The sequence below is a fragment of the Sphingobacterium siyangense genome (genome assembly GCF_023277505.1).
GTDB classification, from domain to species: Bacteria; Bacteroidota; Bacteroidia; order Sphingobacteriales; family Sphingobacteriaceae; genus Sphingobacterium; species Sphingobacterium siyangense.
In genome coordinates this window covers 934056-950970 of the sequence record NZ_CP080574.1, presented here as the reverse complement: position 1 = coordinate 950970, position 16915 = coordinate 934056, and the positions used below count along the sequence as shown (strand labels likewise).

12 protein-coding genes are annotated in these 16915 nt (G+C 39.2%); 7 read left to right on the top strand and 5 right to left on the bottom strand.

Annotated elements, in window-relative coordinates:
• Positions 1–416 precede the first annotated feature (416 nt).
• A complete protein-coding gene (locus tag K2F45_RS03870) occupies positions 417–860 on the top strand; it encodes a methionine-R-sulfoxide reductase (RefSeq protein WP_410528650.1) in 444 nt (147 codons plus the stop codon).
• Here the strand turns inward: K2F45_RS03870 and K2F45_RS03865 are convergent.
• Positions 850–1860, bottom strand: coding sequence for a LacI family DNA-binding transcriptional regulator (locus K2F45_RS03865; RefSeq protein WP_075991038.1), 1011 nt, complete (start codon positions 1858–1860; stop codon positions 850–852). The genes K2F45_RS03870 and K2F45_RS03865 overlap by 11 nt on opposite strands.
• Before the next feature lie 147 nt (positions 1861–2007).
• On the opposite strand from K2F45_RS03865, the gene K2F45_RS03860 reads away from it, so the two are divergent.
• Positions 2008–4290 (top strand): GH92 family glycosyl hydrolase, encoded by a 2283-nt coding sequence (locus K2F45_RS03860; RefSeq protein WP_075991037.1) that lies wholly within the window; start codon positions 2008–2010, stop codon positions 4288–4290.
• Between the two features lie 77 nt (positions 4291–4367).
• Positions 4368–4694, top strand: coding sequence for a DUF493 domain-containing protein (locus K2F45_RS03855; protein WP_070563528.1), 327 nt, complete (start codon positions 4368–4370; stop codon positions 4692–4694).
• Between the two features lie 72 nt (positions 4695–4766).
• On the opposite strand, the gene K2F45_RS03850 is transcribed toward K2F45_RS03855, so the two are convergent.
• The gene (locus K2F45_RS03850) at positions 4767–5714 is read right to left on the bottom strand and encodes a hypothetical protein (protein WP_157625890.1); all 948 of its coding nucleotides are present in this window, start codon (positions 5712–5714) and stop codon (positions 4767–4769) included.
• A gap of 84 nt (positions 5715–5798) precedes the next feature.
• The gene (gene pnp, locus K2F45_RS03845; protein ID WP_075991035.1) at positions 5799–7985 is read right to left on the bottom strand and encodes a polyribonucleotide nucleotidyltransferase; all 2187 of its coding nucleotides are present in this window, start codon (positions 7983–7985) and stop codon (positions 5799–5801) included.
• A 170-nt stretch (positions 7986–8155) separates the two neighbouring features.
• Between pnp and K2F45_RS03840 the strand changes: the two genes are divergently transcribed.
• Entirely contained in the window at positions 8156–8398 is a 243-nt protein-coding gene (locus K2F45_RS03840) for a hypothetical protein (RefSeq protein WP_139144929.1), read from the top strand.
• A gap of 211 nt (positions 8399–8609) precedes the next feature.
• Here K2F45_RS03840 and rpsO read toward each other — a convergent pair whose 3' ends face one another.
• The gene (gene rpsO, locus K2F45_RS03835; protein ID WP_046674145.1) at positions 8610–8888 is read right to left on the bottom strand and encodes a 30S ribosomal protein S15; all 279 of its coding nucleotides are present in this window, start codon (positions 8886–8888) and stop codon (positions 8610–8612) included.
• A 104-nt stretch (positions 8889–8992) separates the two neighbouring features.
• Positions 8993–10204, bottom strand: coding sequence for an acyltransferase family protein (locus K2F45_RS03830; protein WP_075991034.1), 1212 nt, complete (start codon positions 10202–10204; stop codon positions 8993–8995).
• Between the two features lie 228 nt (positions 10205–10432).
• Here K2F45_RS03830 and K2F45_RS03825 point away from each other — a divergent pair, with 228 nt between their 5' ends.
• From K2F45_RS03825 to K2F45_RS03815, 3 genes are read left to right on the top strand one after another with little or no spacing between them, the layout of a single operon-like run.
• Positions 10433–11599: an ROK family protein gene (locus K2F45_RS03825; protein ID WP_075991033.1), complete on the top strand. Its 1167-nt coding sequence runs from the start codon at positions 10433–10435 to the stop codon at positions 11597–11599.
• A 50-nt stretch (positions 11600–11649) separates the two neighbouring features.
• Positions 11650–14874, top strand: coding sequence for a SusC/RagA family TonB-linked outer membrane protein (locus K2F45_RS03820; RefSeq protein ID WP_075991032.1), 3225 nt, complete (start codon positions 11650–11652; stop codon positions 14872–14874).
• Positions 14875–14893: 19 nt separating this feature from the next.
• A complete protein-coding gene (locus K2F45_RS03815) occupies positions 14894–16474 on the top strand; it encodes a SusD/RagB family nutrient-binding outer membrane lipoprotein (RefSeq protein WP_201666355.1) in 1581 nt (526 codons plus the stop codon).
• Positions 16475–16915 lie beyond the last annotated feature (441 nt).

Below are 16915 nucleotides of genomic sequence, written 5' to 3'. Positions count from 1 at the left end.
TGGTTAAAGGAGCCACTACCCCCCTAACAATGCCACAAAAGTATGATTTATTAACAAATCGCTGACAATTTTGTGACCTTTAATATCAATTTATAATCATTCTAAACAAATGCGTTTAAACGAGGATAAAAACAACATTAAGCTATTAAAGTGGTTCCATCGCTACAACTTTTCATTTGGATAGCCACTCAAATATAAGACAATTCCATGACAATTTATAATACTCAAGATAGCGGATCGCAGAAGACACAAAAAGTTTTTTTTCATCCTAATTTCCGTACCTTTACCTTTATAAGACGAATCGAGAACTTTATCAAGAGAAATGGAGATCTGGCCAGGGTCAGGTCCCGAGCTAACAATAAAAAAATCTGGATGATGTCTTTATTATAGAGGGAATAGCTCATTATATCGAAAGAATAACGCGTTCCTATTGGGTAGCTCCTAGTAAAGCCAGCTTCAACACCAAACACACGACAACAATGGAAACAAACAAAAAATACAACCCGTTAAGTAAAGAAGAGGAATACATTATTATACATAAGGGAACTGAACGGCCTTTTACCGGCGAACTTTTAGACAATAAGCTCAAAGGAACTTATATCTGCCGCCGTTGTGACAGCCCACTATACCGTTCGGAGTCAAAATTTGAATCTGGATGTGGTTGGCCAAGTTTTGATGATGAAATTCCCGGGGCAATTACAAGGATCACCGATGCCGATGGTCGCCGCACTGAAATCCTGTGTAGTAAATGTGGCGCGCATTTAGGCCATGTGTTCCTCGGAGAAGGCTTTACGACAAAAAACACGCGTCACTGCGTTAATTCTATTTCAATGAAATTTGTGGCCGATACTACGAAGTAACTTTCACTTTAGTCGACTCACGAACTTTCAGTTCACAAGGCAACACCATTCTACGTGTTGCTTTTATTTTTCCCTGAAGACGCAGCAACAAAATATTGATCAGATTCTCAGCAATATCCTTGATCGGCTGCGAAACAACCGTGATAGCAGGTTCGACCAGCTTAAAAACCGTATGGTCGTCAAAAGCAATTACTGCCGGCATCGTAAAATTAAATTTTTTGGAAGCCTTCAAACCCGAAATCGCCAGATAGTTCGTAGAGAACAAAACGGCATCCAGCCTATTTTCACAGATAAACTCCCGCAATAGTTCCATTGCTTCTTCATCCGAAGCATCCATCTGGATCTTTTGAATAAAACTTTGTTGCTTATTATTATCCATAGCCTTCATATAGCCATCTGAACGCTCCTTCATTTGGGTCTGATCCGAATAGAGCGATACAAACCCGATACGTCTATAACCTTGTTGACACAAATGGTTACTGGCATCAAAGGCCCCCTGAAAATTGTCCGCACCAACATAGTCTGTTTCAAGCCCCGGAAAATAACGGTCGAAGAGCACAACCGGAATATTATTCTGCTGCAACTGCTTTACTGTATCTTCCAAACCATCGGAAGGTGTAATAATAAAACCATCTACCTGACGATCGTAAAACATCTGGATTAACTCCTTCGCCTTTTCTACATCATTGTTGGTACTACAATAAATAATACGGTAGCCCTGCTCATAGACCTTACTTTCGATCAGACGTGCTATATTCCCAAAAAAAGGATTGGAAATATCTTCGATAATCAAACCCAGAATCTTTGTCTTCCCTGTGCGGAGACTTTTTGCCAATTCGTTGGGCTTATAGCCGACCTTTTTGACATAGTCCAAAACCCGCTTAGTCAAAGCCTCACTAATACGCTTTTCTTTTGCCTTATCATTCAAAATAAAGGACACAGTAGTTACAGAAATCCCCAACGCCTTTGCGATATCACTGATCAGAATACGTTTCTTCATGTAGTAGTAGTAGGTTTGTTAAGTTTTTTATTACGAAGATTACTAAAGTAAAAAATTTAACGACAATTTACTAAAATAATAATAAAATTGCGCTAAAAGGTTTTATTTACTAATTTTAAGCAGTTTTCAAATACCCGAACAAAACCTATGACAGGAAATAAACTACTCAAAACAGTGTTGGGCACACTAATTTTGCCATTTTGTGCGCAAGCCCAGCAAAATCTTACACAATATGTCAACCCCTTTATTGGTTCCGCGGATCATGGTCACGTCTTTGTTGGTGCAAATGTACCTTTAGGTGCTGTACAATTAGGGCCTACCCAAATTCCACAGATTTGGGACAAGTTCAACGGATGGGACTGGTGCAGTGGATACAATTACAAAAGCCAGGAAATTTTGGGTTTTACCCATACCCACCTGAGCGGAACAGGTATCGGTGACCTCAACGACCTCATGATCGTTCCAGCCAACGGAAAATTACAATTAACGCCAGCGGAATTCAATAAAATGAATACAGGCTATGGCTCTTCCTTCAAAAAGGAAAATGAGGTTGCCAAACCCGGATTCTATAGCGCTTATTTAGATGACTATCAGGTACAGGCCAATTTGACGGCAACCGAACGTGTTGGCTATCATCAATATCGCTATGAAAAAACAGACAATGCACATATTTTGGTCGACTTAGGTTACCATATCAATTGGGATAAACCGACAGACACCTACATCAAACAGGTTAACGACTCGACCTTTGTTGGTTATCGCTTTTCAACAGGATGGGCAACTGACCAAAAATTGTATTTTGCGATCAGAACTTCCCAGCCGATACAAAAAGTAAGATTTTTCGACGGTAAAGAAGAAAAATTAGGCCAAACAACATTTAAAGGACAGGCAATCAAAGCGGCTTTATTCTTTGATGCTGTTAAAAACAAAACCATCGAACTTAAAGTCGGTATTTCTCCCGTAAGCTCGACCAATGCCCTGAACAATATCAATGCAGAGATCCCGGGCTGGAATTTTGATAAAGTAAAACAAGAAGCGGATCAACGTTGGAACAAAACCTTAAATAAGATTCAATTTGAAGCCGACAAAGATACGAAGACAATCTTCTATACGGCATTATACCATACCTACTTCGCTCCTACCATCTTTAACGATGCAAATGGCGATTATTTGGGAACTGACAAACAAGTATACGAGAAACAGGATTTTGTCAACCATACGGTATTTTCGCTTTGGGATACTTACCGTGGCCTTCACCCGTTGATGACCATCTTGGAGGATCGTAAAATCAACCAGGATTTTATCAAGACAATGTTGGCTATCTATCAACAACAGGGTAAATTGCCAATGTGGCACTTACAAGGTAATGAAACCAACACGATGGTGGGTCTACCTGCGATTCCAGTCATTGCGGATGCTTTCTTAAAAGGAATTATTGACGAGAAAGATTATCCTTTGGTTTGGGAGGCTGTTAAGACCACATCCATGGGCAACGATCATGGTCTGAAATATGCTCGTGAACTGACTTACATTCCGATCGACAGCATGCCGAATGAATCTGTAGCATGGGCATTAGAATATGCGATTGCCGACTTTGGTGCTTATAAAATTGCCGAAAAGCTCGGTAAAACAGAAGACGCGGCCTATTTCAAAAAACGCTACAAACTATACGAGCAGTATTTTGACAAAGAAGTAGGTCATTTCGTCGGTAAAAAAGCCAATGGGGAATTCCGCAGACCTTTCGACCCATTGATGGCCAAACACCGCGAGAATGATTATTGCGAAGGAAATGCTTGGCAATATACCTGGCTGGTACCTCAAGATGTCAAAGGTCTGATCAATCTTTTCGGTGGCGAGGAGAAATTTTTGAAAAAACTGGATTATTTTACGACCATGTCATCGGATCTTGGTGGTGAAGCTTCTCCAGATATTTCAGGACTAATCGGCCAATATGCACAAGGGAACGAGCCAAACCATCATATCCCTTACTTATATGCTTATGCTGGACAACCTTGGAAAGGTGCAGCTCTAGCCCGTAAGGCGATGACGGAGTTTTACACAAACAGTCCAGCTGGTCTATGTGGCAATGATGACGTCGGACAAATGAGCGCATGGTATGTGTTCTCAGCAATGGGCTTCTATCCACTGAATGCAATGAGTGGTGTTTATGTCTTCGGATCCCCGATGATGCAACATGCGAACATCAATTTACCAAATGGCAAAACGTTAGCGATCGATGTTAAAAATCAAGGTAAAGCAAATCAATACATTAAATCGATCAAATTGAATGGTAAACCTTATGCTAAGTCGTTCATTACACATGCGCAGCTTTTAGAAGGTGGACAGATGGAAATCGAGATGAGTGCTACGCCAAACAAAAACTTTGGTAAAAACAAAGCCGATTGGCCTTCAAGCATTGACAATAATTAACTGAAATATTGTCAGTAAAACATTACTGGATTAATATTTGTTAATACCTTAATAACATATTTAAGGAGAAACAAAACATGGCAGATTACAAAAACATCAATATACAAGACATCCCTGACGGAGGTGATAATCCAAAAGACTTCTATGAAACTTTTAAAGAGCGCTTAGAAGATTTAGAAACATTCCCAAAGGACTATACGTATAAATTTATCTTACCAAAAGATCAGGACCACTTCAATCAGATCCAAAGCGTATTTGATGACACAGGTGCTCAGTTTGATTTTAAGGATTCCAAAACAGGTAAGTATACTTCAATTACGGTAAACTTGAACGTAAAAGACGCCGATCAGGTGATCTACTTCTACAAAGAAGTGGCGAAGATAAAAGGTGTTATCATGTTATAAAACCACAAAATCAGGCTGTCGAATTGACAGCCTGATTTGTTTTCTGATCTACATATAAACCTTACTACTCCCCTATTTCAGCATAACGACATCAAGCCAATAATCGCCGCTAAATCTTTTATTACCATGGTGTAGCTTGAATAGATTAACAACAGCCTCCTCATTTAAAAAATCCAAAATTCGTTTGACATCCCGACGGGCAGCAAACTGTTTCCAGCTATTTTTTCGATCATAAAAAAAAGACATTTGTCCATCCATGCTATTCCAAGTCCCTCCCAGCGCATATAACTTCGTTTCACTAAACAGTATATTAAAATAGTCTTTATATACCGCGCAATCGAGCGTAATCTCTTTATTTTTATTAGCCATCCAGTCAAATCGATACGAACAATACATTGGATTCCCATAGTAAATACCAGGTTTATGGGGAATCTTGGCCTCCTCAAAAAATTCCTTAAGCAATTTCACTACTTCTGGCTCGCCATCGTATGCTAAGGGCACAGCACTAAGCTCACGATCCATATATAAGGTAAAAGAAGACAGATTGAGGCCCCAGCGTCCTTGATGATCCAATAAAAACTTGGACAAATGTTCCACAAGCGGTGACATCCCACCTCTGAATGAGCCCTGCACGGAAAGTGCTTCAAATGGTCTCGCCTCGTTAAATTTATAAGGGCTTTCATACACATCCATCACAAAGCGGTTATATTCCCGATCAAAATTAATGTAAAGCTCATCTGTCATTGAATCTCTGATAGCTTTATCCTTTAAGATTAACCTATTAAGAGGCCAAAATAAATCCTGTTTATAGGACCACAAAATGGCACGATCCAGTTTATAAAACTCATAACGTCCCTTGGGCAAGATCATATTATTTTTAGCTGCATAATGCTGTACAGTGGCAGATAGCTCCTGGAATTTATCCCCATAAGACCGCTGACCATACACGGTCACATGCATGAGGACAAACACCAAAATCTGACCAGGTTTAAACAGAAACAAACGAAGTATACTTTTCATAGGATAAAGATGAAGGTAAGCCTTATTTTCCATAAAAAAAGCCCGCTTAAAGCGAGCTTTTCATATCATTTGAAAGGAATAAACCTATTCTTGTCCAGCACCAGCTACAGGAGCTTCACCGGCAGGTTTATCCTGCTTTGGTTTGTCTTCTTTTGGAGGACGAGGCAATAAGGCTTTACGCGAAAGCTTCATTTTACCTTGTTTGTCGATATCCAACAATTTAACCGTTACTTTATCACCTTCTTTGAAAATACCGTCCATTGTTTCAAGACGTTTCCAGTCGATTTCAGAGATGTGCAATAAACCATCTTTACCAGGCATGATTTCAACGAAAGCACCGAATGGCATAATTGATTTCACTTTACCTTCGTAAGTTTCACCAATCTCTGGTTTAGAAGCGATTGCTTTAATACGACCTACTGCATCATCGATAGCGGCTTTATTATCTGCGAATACTTGAACAACACCCTTGTTATCAACTTCTTCGATCGAAATTGTAGCACCGGTCTCACGTTGCATCTCTTGGATAATTTTACCACCTGGTCCGATTACAGCGCCAATAAATTCTTTATCGATCAACAATTGAACGATACGAGGTGCATGTGGTTTGTAATCTTCACGTGGAGCAGAAATTGTTTTCTTCATTTCACCTAAGATGTGTAAACGCGCTTCTTTTGCTTGATCCAAAGCTTGCGTCAACACTTCCCATTTCAAACCATTGATTTTTAAGTCCATTTGACAAGCAACGATACCTTTTTCTGTACCAGTTACTTTAAAGTCCATATCACCTAAATGATCTTCATCACCTAAGATATCCGATAAGATCGCATACTTACCTGTTTTCTCATCAGAAATCAATCCCATGGCAATACCTGAAACTGGCGCTTTCAATTTCACACCGGCATCCAAAAGTGCTAATGTACCAGCACATACCGTAGCCATTGAAGAAGATCCATTTGATTCCAGGATATCAGAAACAACACGGATCGTATATGGATTTTCACTGTCTGCAGGAAGTACCTGTTTCAATGAACGCATAGCCAAGTTACCGTGACCAACTTCACGACGGCCAGGACCTCTATTAGGTCTTACCTCACCTGTAGAGAATGCAGGGAAGTTGTAGTGAAGAATAAATTTGTTATAACCGTTGATAAAAGCACCATCGATCATTTGCTCATCGTCTTTAGCACCTAAAGTAACCGATGTCAATGATTGTGTTTCACCACGTGTAAATACAGCCGAACCGTGTGCAGCAGGCAAGTAATCCACTTCAGACCAGATCGGACGTACAGTACGTACATCACGGCCATCTAAACGCATACCTTCATCCAAAACCAGGTTACGGACAGCATCATACTGAACATCGTGGAAATATTTTTTAAATAAGAATGCGGTATCATCATCCAATTCCTCTGGCATTGTTGCTCTGTACTCTTCCGCGATTTTTGCGAAGTTCTCAGAACGGTCATGTTTCGCAGAAGCAGATTTTGCAATAGCATAAACCTTATCGTAAGTAGCTGCAAAAATAGCATCTCTCAATTCAAGGTTTTCAGGCTCATGGTTATACTCACGCTTCACAGTTTTACCAACTAAGTTAGCCAGCTCTACTTGAGCAGCAACTTGTTTTTTGATAGCTTCATGAGCAAAAGCAATTGCTTCTACCATTTCAGCTTCAGAAATCTCTTTCGCTTCACCTTCAACCATACCGATATCCTGTGCAGAACCAGCAACAATAAACTCTAAAGTTGCATTTTCAAGCTCAGACAATTTTGGGTTGATGACCAACTGACCGTCAATTTTCGCAACACGCACTTCAGAAATTGGTCCATTGAAAGGAATATCAGAAACAGCAATAGCTGCAGAAGCAGCCAAGCCCGCTAAAGCATCAGGCATAATATCTTTATCTGCAGAGATCAAGCTGATTGCAACTTGTGTATCTGCGTGATAATTTTCAGGGAACAAAGGACGTAATGCACGATCTACCAAACGTGAGATCAATACCTCATAATCTGACAATCTAGCCTCACGACGTAAGAAACCACCTGGAATACGGCCAGTTGCCGCATATTTTTCTTGATAATCTACAGAAAGGGGTAAAAAATCAACGCCAGATTTCGCTTCTTTAGCTGAAACAACTGTTGCAAGCAACATCGTATCACCTTGTTTTAATACTACAGCCCCATCAGCCTGTTTTGCCAATTTACCTGTAGACAATTCGATCTGGGTGCCATTACCCATATCGATGGTCGTTTTAATTTCGTTGTAATTCATTTAATCTTGTTTGCGACATGCTTTTCATCTTGTTGGCAGCATGCCAATATTTTAAATACATTAGATTTCAGCACAAAGGTAAATTAAAATATTAAGATTAGTGCAATTAACAGCAGGCTAAATCATCAAACCATCGGAATACGGCAGCAACCGCCTTAATCTGTCAAGCAATGAATCAATTGAAGTCTTCTCAAGTTCTCTTATTTCTCGAAAAAGGCTTCCAAAGGCTTATCAATTATAACGAGGAATCTAGCCTGTCGCGTAGTATAAAACAATATAAGACAAGTATAAAACATGGCTATCATTTTCGGAGATTCCTCGGTGCTTCTTCGGTACTTGTTCGGAGCTTGTTCGGTACTTCTTCGGTTGGAAGCGAAGAAATAGCGAGCAAGCTCCGAGGAAAAAGCGATTAAATAAAGACTAAATAGTAAAACTGAAGTAAGGGATAAATAGGCCAATGTCGTCCGCTAACCTAAGAAAGTCCTGAACAACTACAAAAGGCCATGACGAACAGAAAACGACCATGCTGACGCGAAAAATACAATAACAATTCGGGCACGATAAACACAATAAAAAAAGCCATCCAAAAATTGGATGGCTTTCTTAACACCTTTGTATTAAAGCTTATTTGATAATATCACGTAAACCTAGACCTTTAATGATCGCACGGTAACGGTTGATATCTTTTTTGTAAAGATAAGCTAATAATGAACGACGTTTACCTACTAACATTTGTAGGGCACGTTGTGTACCGAAATCTTTTCTGTTTTTTTTCAAGTGCTCAGTTAAGTGAGCAATTCTCTTAGTGAATAAAGCAACTTGACCTTCAGTAGATCCTGTGTTTGTAGCTGATCCAGCAAATTCTGCGAAGATATCAGCTTTGTACTCTTTACTTAAATACATTTCCTGAATAATATTAAAGCGTTAAAAATTTTATTAATTGGCTGCAAAGATAGCAAAAATCTTCGGTTGCCAAAATAATTTAATAAGCAAAGGTTCAGCTACTACTAAACCTTTACGTAGATTTTCTTCTTGTCCAACCAATAGCAGATTACCCACATCAACGTTAAGAAACATAGCGAATAAACAAAAGAACCAACTTCTGGTATCCCAGGCACTTTCGCGCAAATATATTTATAAAACCAGACAAAAGCGTCGAGGTATTTTTGTGTACCATCCTCTTTTACGCCATCAGGAATACGGAACAATCCCAAAAAGCGTGGTAGAATACCGCTCAGTACAAAGATGAATAACGGATTTTTACCAAAAACATCAAAAAACTGTGTCAATTTATTTTTGACACCCTGCACTTCAATAAACCAGATCATACCACCGAGTGTCATGGTTGCCAAACCTGTTGTATAGAGCACATAGGAACTCGTCCATATTTTTTTATTGATCGGAAAACCCAAGGCCCATATCCAAGCCAATACGACCAAAATAAATCCGGTCACAAACATTCCCGCCAGCAATTTAAAATGAGGCTCACTTGAGGCCGGCACTTTCGTCCACAGCCAATCCACCTGACCTTGCTTTTTAATAAATACACCAACTAAATAGCCAAAGACAACCTGAACAATTGTCGGCAAGGTACTCATCAGCCCTTCAGGATCAAATGGCACCCCCTCCCCTTTGTAAACATGCGGTAAACCTAGGATTGCTATATCATACTTTGTACCGAACCAGCCCTCCAAGCTATAGGGATCTGCTCCTCCAGCTATTGCACAGATTGCCCAATATAACAACAGTATGATTGCCGAGATCCAGATAATCGTTTTTTCTTTAAAATAATAAGCTAAAATCGAAGCAAAACAATAAGCAACTGCGATGCGTTGGAGTACACCGAAAATCCGGATTCCCCGGCTCGGATCCGTTCCGTCCACCCATTGTTTAAAAACCAGCTCCGCACCATCCCATTTCACAAAAGGCCACCAATTGATGAAAAGTCCAATCGCAAAAATCAAGATCGTCCGTTTAATTACTTTTTGCCAAAATACTGCAGGTCCAGCCTCCTGTAAACGAGGTATAACAAAAGACATGGCATTACCTACTGCGAAAAGAAAAAAAGGAAAAACCAGGTCTGTAGGTGAACATCCATGCCATTCTGCATGTTTTAGCGGTGCAAACATATGAGCCCATGTACCCGGATTATTAACCATAATCATCAGTGCCACAGTAGCTCCACGAAATACATCCAAGGAGTAATAGCGTTGTTTCATAATCAGATTGTATAATTAAAAGGTAAATATAACGTATTTACCCTTCATTTTTATGCGCAATCCACAATTTAATGGCATAAACAGGAAGGTATATTGTTACAGAAAAAATAAAAAAAACAAAGCGTAACGGTAACTTTTTAAAGTTTTTTAAAAAGTATTTTGATCTTATATACGATTTAACATATCTTTAACAAAAGTTTAATCAACTTTTAGAAACCACACAAACTGATGGAAAAAGAAATACTGAAAAACCTTTATTTTGATTCTGCGCTTTCTATTGCAGAGTTGGTCAAAAAACTCGCCAAGAGTACACCTTCCATCACAAAAATAATCAATCGTTTACTCGAAGAAAAGATAATTGTTGAATGTGGTTTTGCGGAATCCACTGGTGGAAGACGTCCTTTACAGTTCGCAATTAATCCAGCGCTGAATTTTTATATTTTAACGATTTCAGCCGATCAGCATTTCTCTACATTTACCATTACCGATCTCAATCAGCAAAAAGTCATCGAACACCGCGATATTCCTTTAGAATTAAAGGCTAGCAATTCTTCTGATTTACTATTGGGTGAAATTGAATCGATTTTAGAATTATCGGGAATCAATAGCAATAAAATAATTGGCATTGGTCTTAGCATACCAGGATTTGTAAACTCCGAGCTGGGTGTCAATGAATCTTATCCCCATAATCATCCGCTATATCGCATAAAAGATAGCATAGAAGCAAAATATCAGCTATCTACTGTCATAGAAAACGATTCCAGATGTATCGCTATAGCCGAGAAAGAGTTTGGGGCGGCTAAGGGTATTGATCATTCGCTGATTATCAACCTAAATTGGGGTGTAGGATTGGGTATTATTATTAATGGCTCCGTTTTTAAAGGAGAGTCTGGTTTTGCGGGAGAATTTAGCCATATCCCACTTTCGGATGACAACACCTTATGTTCTTGCGGAAAAAGAGGGTGCCTTGAAGTGGAAGCGTCGTTGGATGCTGCCATTCGAAGCACGGAAGCTGATATCCAAAATAACGAATATTCGATTTACAGCACCTTCGTAAAAAGCAATCTCAACAAAATAGATGCTTTAATTGAAGCGTCGAATGTAGGCGATCAAATCGCGATCAATAATTTAGGAAAAATAGGTTACATGCTGGGTAAAGGCATATCAACACTCATCCATATTCTTAATCCAAAACAAATTATTGTCAGCGGAAGAGGTGCAGAATTAGGAAGGATTCTGAATCCGCAAATACAAATTGCCATCAATGAATTTTGTATCCCCGAGATTGCAAAAACAACGAATATCCAGATGTCAGCTTTAAACAAACACGCACAAATCAAAGGCACTGCAGCAATTGTAGTCGAAAACCATATCAATAAAATTTTAATTCAATAAATAACCACACTAATCATTTACTTATTGTAATTCATACTAATCATTAAAAAATGAGTCTATTTTACAAAAAAGCAACAGGTATAGCATTGTGTACGCTATTTAGCGCCACCTCGCTTTACGCACAACAAACCATTACTGGTACAGTAACAGACGCGAAAGGTCCTGTTTCAGGAGCGACAGTTTCTGTTAAGGGTACTGCCAAAGGAACGCAAACAAATGCAAGCGGAACCTTTACGATTCAAGCCGCTCCGGGAGAAGTATTACGTGTTTCTATTGTCGGTTACCACACGCAAGAAATTACGGTTACTTCCGCTAAATCGATTAAAGTCTCCTTAACCGAGGACGCTTCAGCTTTAGATGAAGTTGTTGTAACTGCGATGGGTATCAAGCGCGAATCTAAGGCGCTAGGATATGCAGTTAGCAATATCAAAGCAGAAGAAATTACCAAAGCGGGTAACACCAACTTTGGATCAGCACTATACGGTAAAGCCCCAGGTGTGAAAATTACCACTGCTCCGGGTGGTTCTGCCAGTGCGGTTAACGTTCAAATCCGTGGTATCAATTCATTAAACTATCAACGCCAACCCCTCTATGTTGTCGATGGTATCATCATCCGTAACGATCAACAAGGTGGTGCGACTGGTGCAAACAATAATAATTATTGGGACGATCAACGTATTAGAGGTAATGGTATGCTGGACATCAACCCAGCTGATATCGACAATATTTCCATCTTAAAAGGTGCCGCAGCCAGTGCATTATACGGCTCGGACGCTGCAAGTGGGGTAATTGTTATTACAACAAAGAAAGGCACAAAAGGTAGAGGTCTAGGAATTGACTTCAACTATAATGGATCAATCGAAAGAGCAGCCTTTTTACCGAAGTTCCAAAATATTTATGGACCTGGCTACGATGCCGCGACAAACATCGCTAACGGCGCATCTGCCGAAGGTTGGTTTACAGATGCTAATTCTCCATCAGGAAGAAGACCATACTATAGATCCTACGGAAGTTTTGGTCCAAAATTCACTGGCGAAGATGTTATGTGGTGGGACGGACAGGTACGTCAATACAAAGCACGTGAAAACAACTACTACGACGTATTTGACAAAGGCTACAATTCCAATATTAACGTCGGTATCTCAAACCAAACAGAGAAAATTAACTACCGTTTGAGTGCGACCAGAATGGACTATAAAAGTACAAGCCCTGGTAGTAAACAGAACAGAAATACCTTCAATCTCAATAGCACGCTAAAACTTAGCGACAAATTATCAACCGATATCGTCGCTAACTTTATCAATACCAACACCCATAACAGAACCTATCTGTTGGGTCAGGTACTTGGAAGTTTTGACGGATTTTTCAGCAGAACAGAAGATATGTCTGCAATGAAAAATGCGTATCAAACCACTGATGGCTACAAATATTCCAAATTTGGAACAGGACGTCCTGAAGATTTCAAATACACGATGCGGGCTTCCAACCTCTTAGATTATTTTTGGAATCAATACAAAAACAGTTATGATGAGACCGAAAATAGGATTTTGACAAGTGCCACATTAAACTGGGATGTTGTAAATCACCTGAAACTCCGCGGAAGAATCGGCAATGACTTAACTTCTGCAACGAGCATCAACAAACAATACAACGAATACGCAACAGCTTACAATTCAACTACCAGCAGTTCCGGAGGATTTGCTACTTCAAAAGGAGTCTATTCAATTCTGTATGGTGATGTAATGGCAACCTATAGCAACAAAATCAATGCTGATTTCGACTATTCAGCGAGCGTAGGTTTCCAATCGAGATCAGAACGTTATGATGATCAATCTTCAAGTACAGCAGGTGGTCTTGTCACAGAAAATTGGTTTAGCTTAAGCAACAGTTACGCGCAGGCAACAACTTCAAATAGCAGAAAGGAAATGCTAAAATATGCCTACTTCGGTTCCTTGAATATTGGCTATAAAGGATTTGCTTACTTAGACGGTACTTATCGTTCTGAATACTCTTCTACACTACCTTCATCGAACAATAATTATCGCTATGGCTCCGTTAGTGGTAGCTTTATTTTCAGCGATGCTTTCGATATCAAGTCGGATAAGTTCTCCTACGGTAAACTTCGCGCTTCCTACGGTATTGTTGGTAATGATGCCGCAATCTACGAAGCAAATATCGCTTACAACCAGAATCCATTATTGACAATAAATGGAGCTGTTCCATCATTGACCTACAGAAACAATTATGGAAATCTCAATCTACGTCCTGAGCGTAAATATGAGGTTGAGGTAGGTATGGAATTGAAGTTTCTAAAAAATAGATTAGGATTAGATGTTAGTTACTATAACAATTATATCGATGATCAGATCTTAGGACTTACAACACCAGCCTCTACAGGGGCAACTTCCCAAATTTTGAATATCGGAAAAATTGCCAATAACGGTTTGGAGCTTTCCATCAACGGTACGCCAATTCAAAATGAAAACTTTACCTGGAATTCTAGACTGAACTATTCATTTAATAAGTCGACTGTTAAAACCCTAGCACCAGGTGTTGAAGAATTGGTATTCTACTCTGCCGATGAAAACTCTTTGAAGATTACCGCAAAAGAGGGTGAGAAATTAGGAAATATTTACGTTTATGACATTGCAAAAGATCAAAACGGCAATAACTTGATTTCGGACGATGGACTTTATGTAATCGACAAAACCAAGTACAAATATGCTGGCAACATTATGCCAAAAGCGATCGGGGGCTGGACCAATACATTTACCTATAAAAACTTTATGTTAGACTTTACTGCTGATTATCGTTTTGGAGGTAAAATGGTATCCGAAAACCTCAAATACGGCATGAGTGCGGGTCTATATGAAAACACCTTACCATACCGCGAAAATGGGGTGACTTTGCAAGGGGTTAACGCCAATACAGGAAAAGCAAACGATGTGCATTTGAGTGCTGCAGAGTACTACATGAACACTTTCGGATGGGGTGCAGATTCTTGGACTGAAAAAGGTGCTGTATACGACAACAACTTTATCAAATTAAGAGAATTGTCTGTTGGTTACCGTATTCCGGACAGCTTCACCAAAAGACTTAAAATTAACAATTTAAAGGTTTCTTTGTTGGGCAGGAATCTATTCTACTTCTACCGCACATTGAAAAATCTTGATCCTGAAGCTCCAGTAGGAAACAAATGGTGGGCACAAGGTGTAGACGTTGGTTCATCTGCTGCTACCCGAAGTTTCGGTTTTTCATTGAATGCTAATTTTTAATTTTTTACCCACGAGAATCATGAAAAAAACTTTTCTTTCTATATTAACTTTGGTTTCGGCCCTATCGACGATGGTCGGCTGTAAATCACAACTTGACGACAAGTTTCAAAACCCAGATGCATCGACAAAAGCAAATATTCCGGCGTTCTTTGCCGAAATGCTAAATAATGATCGTGTAAGACCAGCTTATTACCACTACCGTACATTTATCCTGTCCAATCAGGCAGTATATACGCAGACAGCGTCTTTTTATCCGTCAAATACCATGTATCAGCCGAACGATAGCTACTCTTATGCATATTGGACGGATTTTTATGCCCCTGGTGTACTAGGTATTACAAGAAGCATGGAAAAAGCATATGCTGAACTTCCTGAAGCGGAGAAAGCAAGTAAAGAGATCTTTATCCAGACTGGCAAAATTGTTTTGTTTGACGAAGCATCTAAACTTGTTGACAACTTTGGAGATATCCCTTTCAGTGAAGCCGGTAGTCTACCAACAACAAGTACGATTATTAAGCCAAAGTTTGATGCGCAAAAAGAATTATACAATCAGTTCATCAGCGAATTGAAAAATATCAACACGTACTTATCAACAGCAACTACCAATCCTGATTTTTCAAAATACGATATCTTAAATAGCGGTAATGTTGCAAAATGGCGTAGGTATGCCAATTCACTTCGCCTGCGTCTATTGATGCGTATTTCTTTTGTTGATGAGGCAAAAGCAAGAACTGAAGTACTCGAAATGCTGAATAACCCCACACAATATCCATTGGCAGATGGTGGCGCAACGGCAAACTACAACCCTAGAAATGAAGACATCTTATTGCAGCCTCTAACCAACTATACAGGAACGTTGAGACAGGCCTTGATTGAAGGTCCCAATCAATTCGCAACAGATCATATGTTGAACAAAGTAATGTTGCCAGCGAACGATCCACGTATCCCTGTACTTTATGATAAATTTGGAAAAACAGTAAACGGTAAGTTCGTTCAGAACAAAGAGTATAGAGCAATGCCAATTTCCTTTACTTCGGCGGATATGGAGAAGAATTATCAAGACTACGCTGTGTTGGATTCGGCAACTATCTTCGACAACAATGCTTTGCCAGGAATTGTCATTACCGCTTCTGAAACCAATTTCAATAAAGCTGAAGCGCTATTAAGATGGGGAGCAAGTAATGCGGCCAAAGATGCTTATGATGTCGCTGTTAAACAATCCGTTTCTTTCTATTATTATTTAAATAATTTAAATACTTCAGGACTGAAAACAGAGAAAAAACCTACAGATGACGTCATCAATGACTTTGTAGACAAGTCGACTATCAGCTTCTCAACAACTCAAGCAAAGAACCTAGAATTAATATGGACTCAAAAATGGCTACATTATGGTTTCTTACAGGCACAACAAGCTTGGGCTGAATTGAGACGTACAGGATATCCAGTATTGACATACCCTGTGGCTGGATTGGCTAATTACGCAAATCCTCCTAAACGTTTACTGTATCCTACCCAAGAGATTTCAAATAATAGTGCTAATTACGATGCTGTTAAAGCAAACGATACAAGAACAACTAAAATCTTCTGGGACGTCAAATAGCTGATCGTTTCTTAGATTGTTTACAAAAGGGCAAGTTAGCCTATATTTAAAAAGAGCTCGGTTTTATACCGAGCTTTTTTTATATGCTAGTTTAAAATGCCCTTGGAGATCATAAAACCAAAATCCGCCATAAATCTCACTTAAATTATCGCGATTTCGTTACAATCGAAATTAAGCATTCCTTCTCCGGATAAAAAAAGAGCCTTCTTTTGATTAAAAACACATCATCTTTAAATTCTTTTTAAAAATTTTAAAAAGAATTTTGAACTTAACACAAAGTGTTCTTATCTTTAATATACAATGCTTATTAGAAGTCAAACATATTGATCTCCTTTAAGCAAGTAACTATGAAAGACCAAGCCGACAAGAAATGTTGTTGTCGGCCATTATTAAACTTAGATAAACCAATATTTATATTAATACAATTGAACTAAATTATGG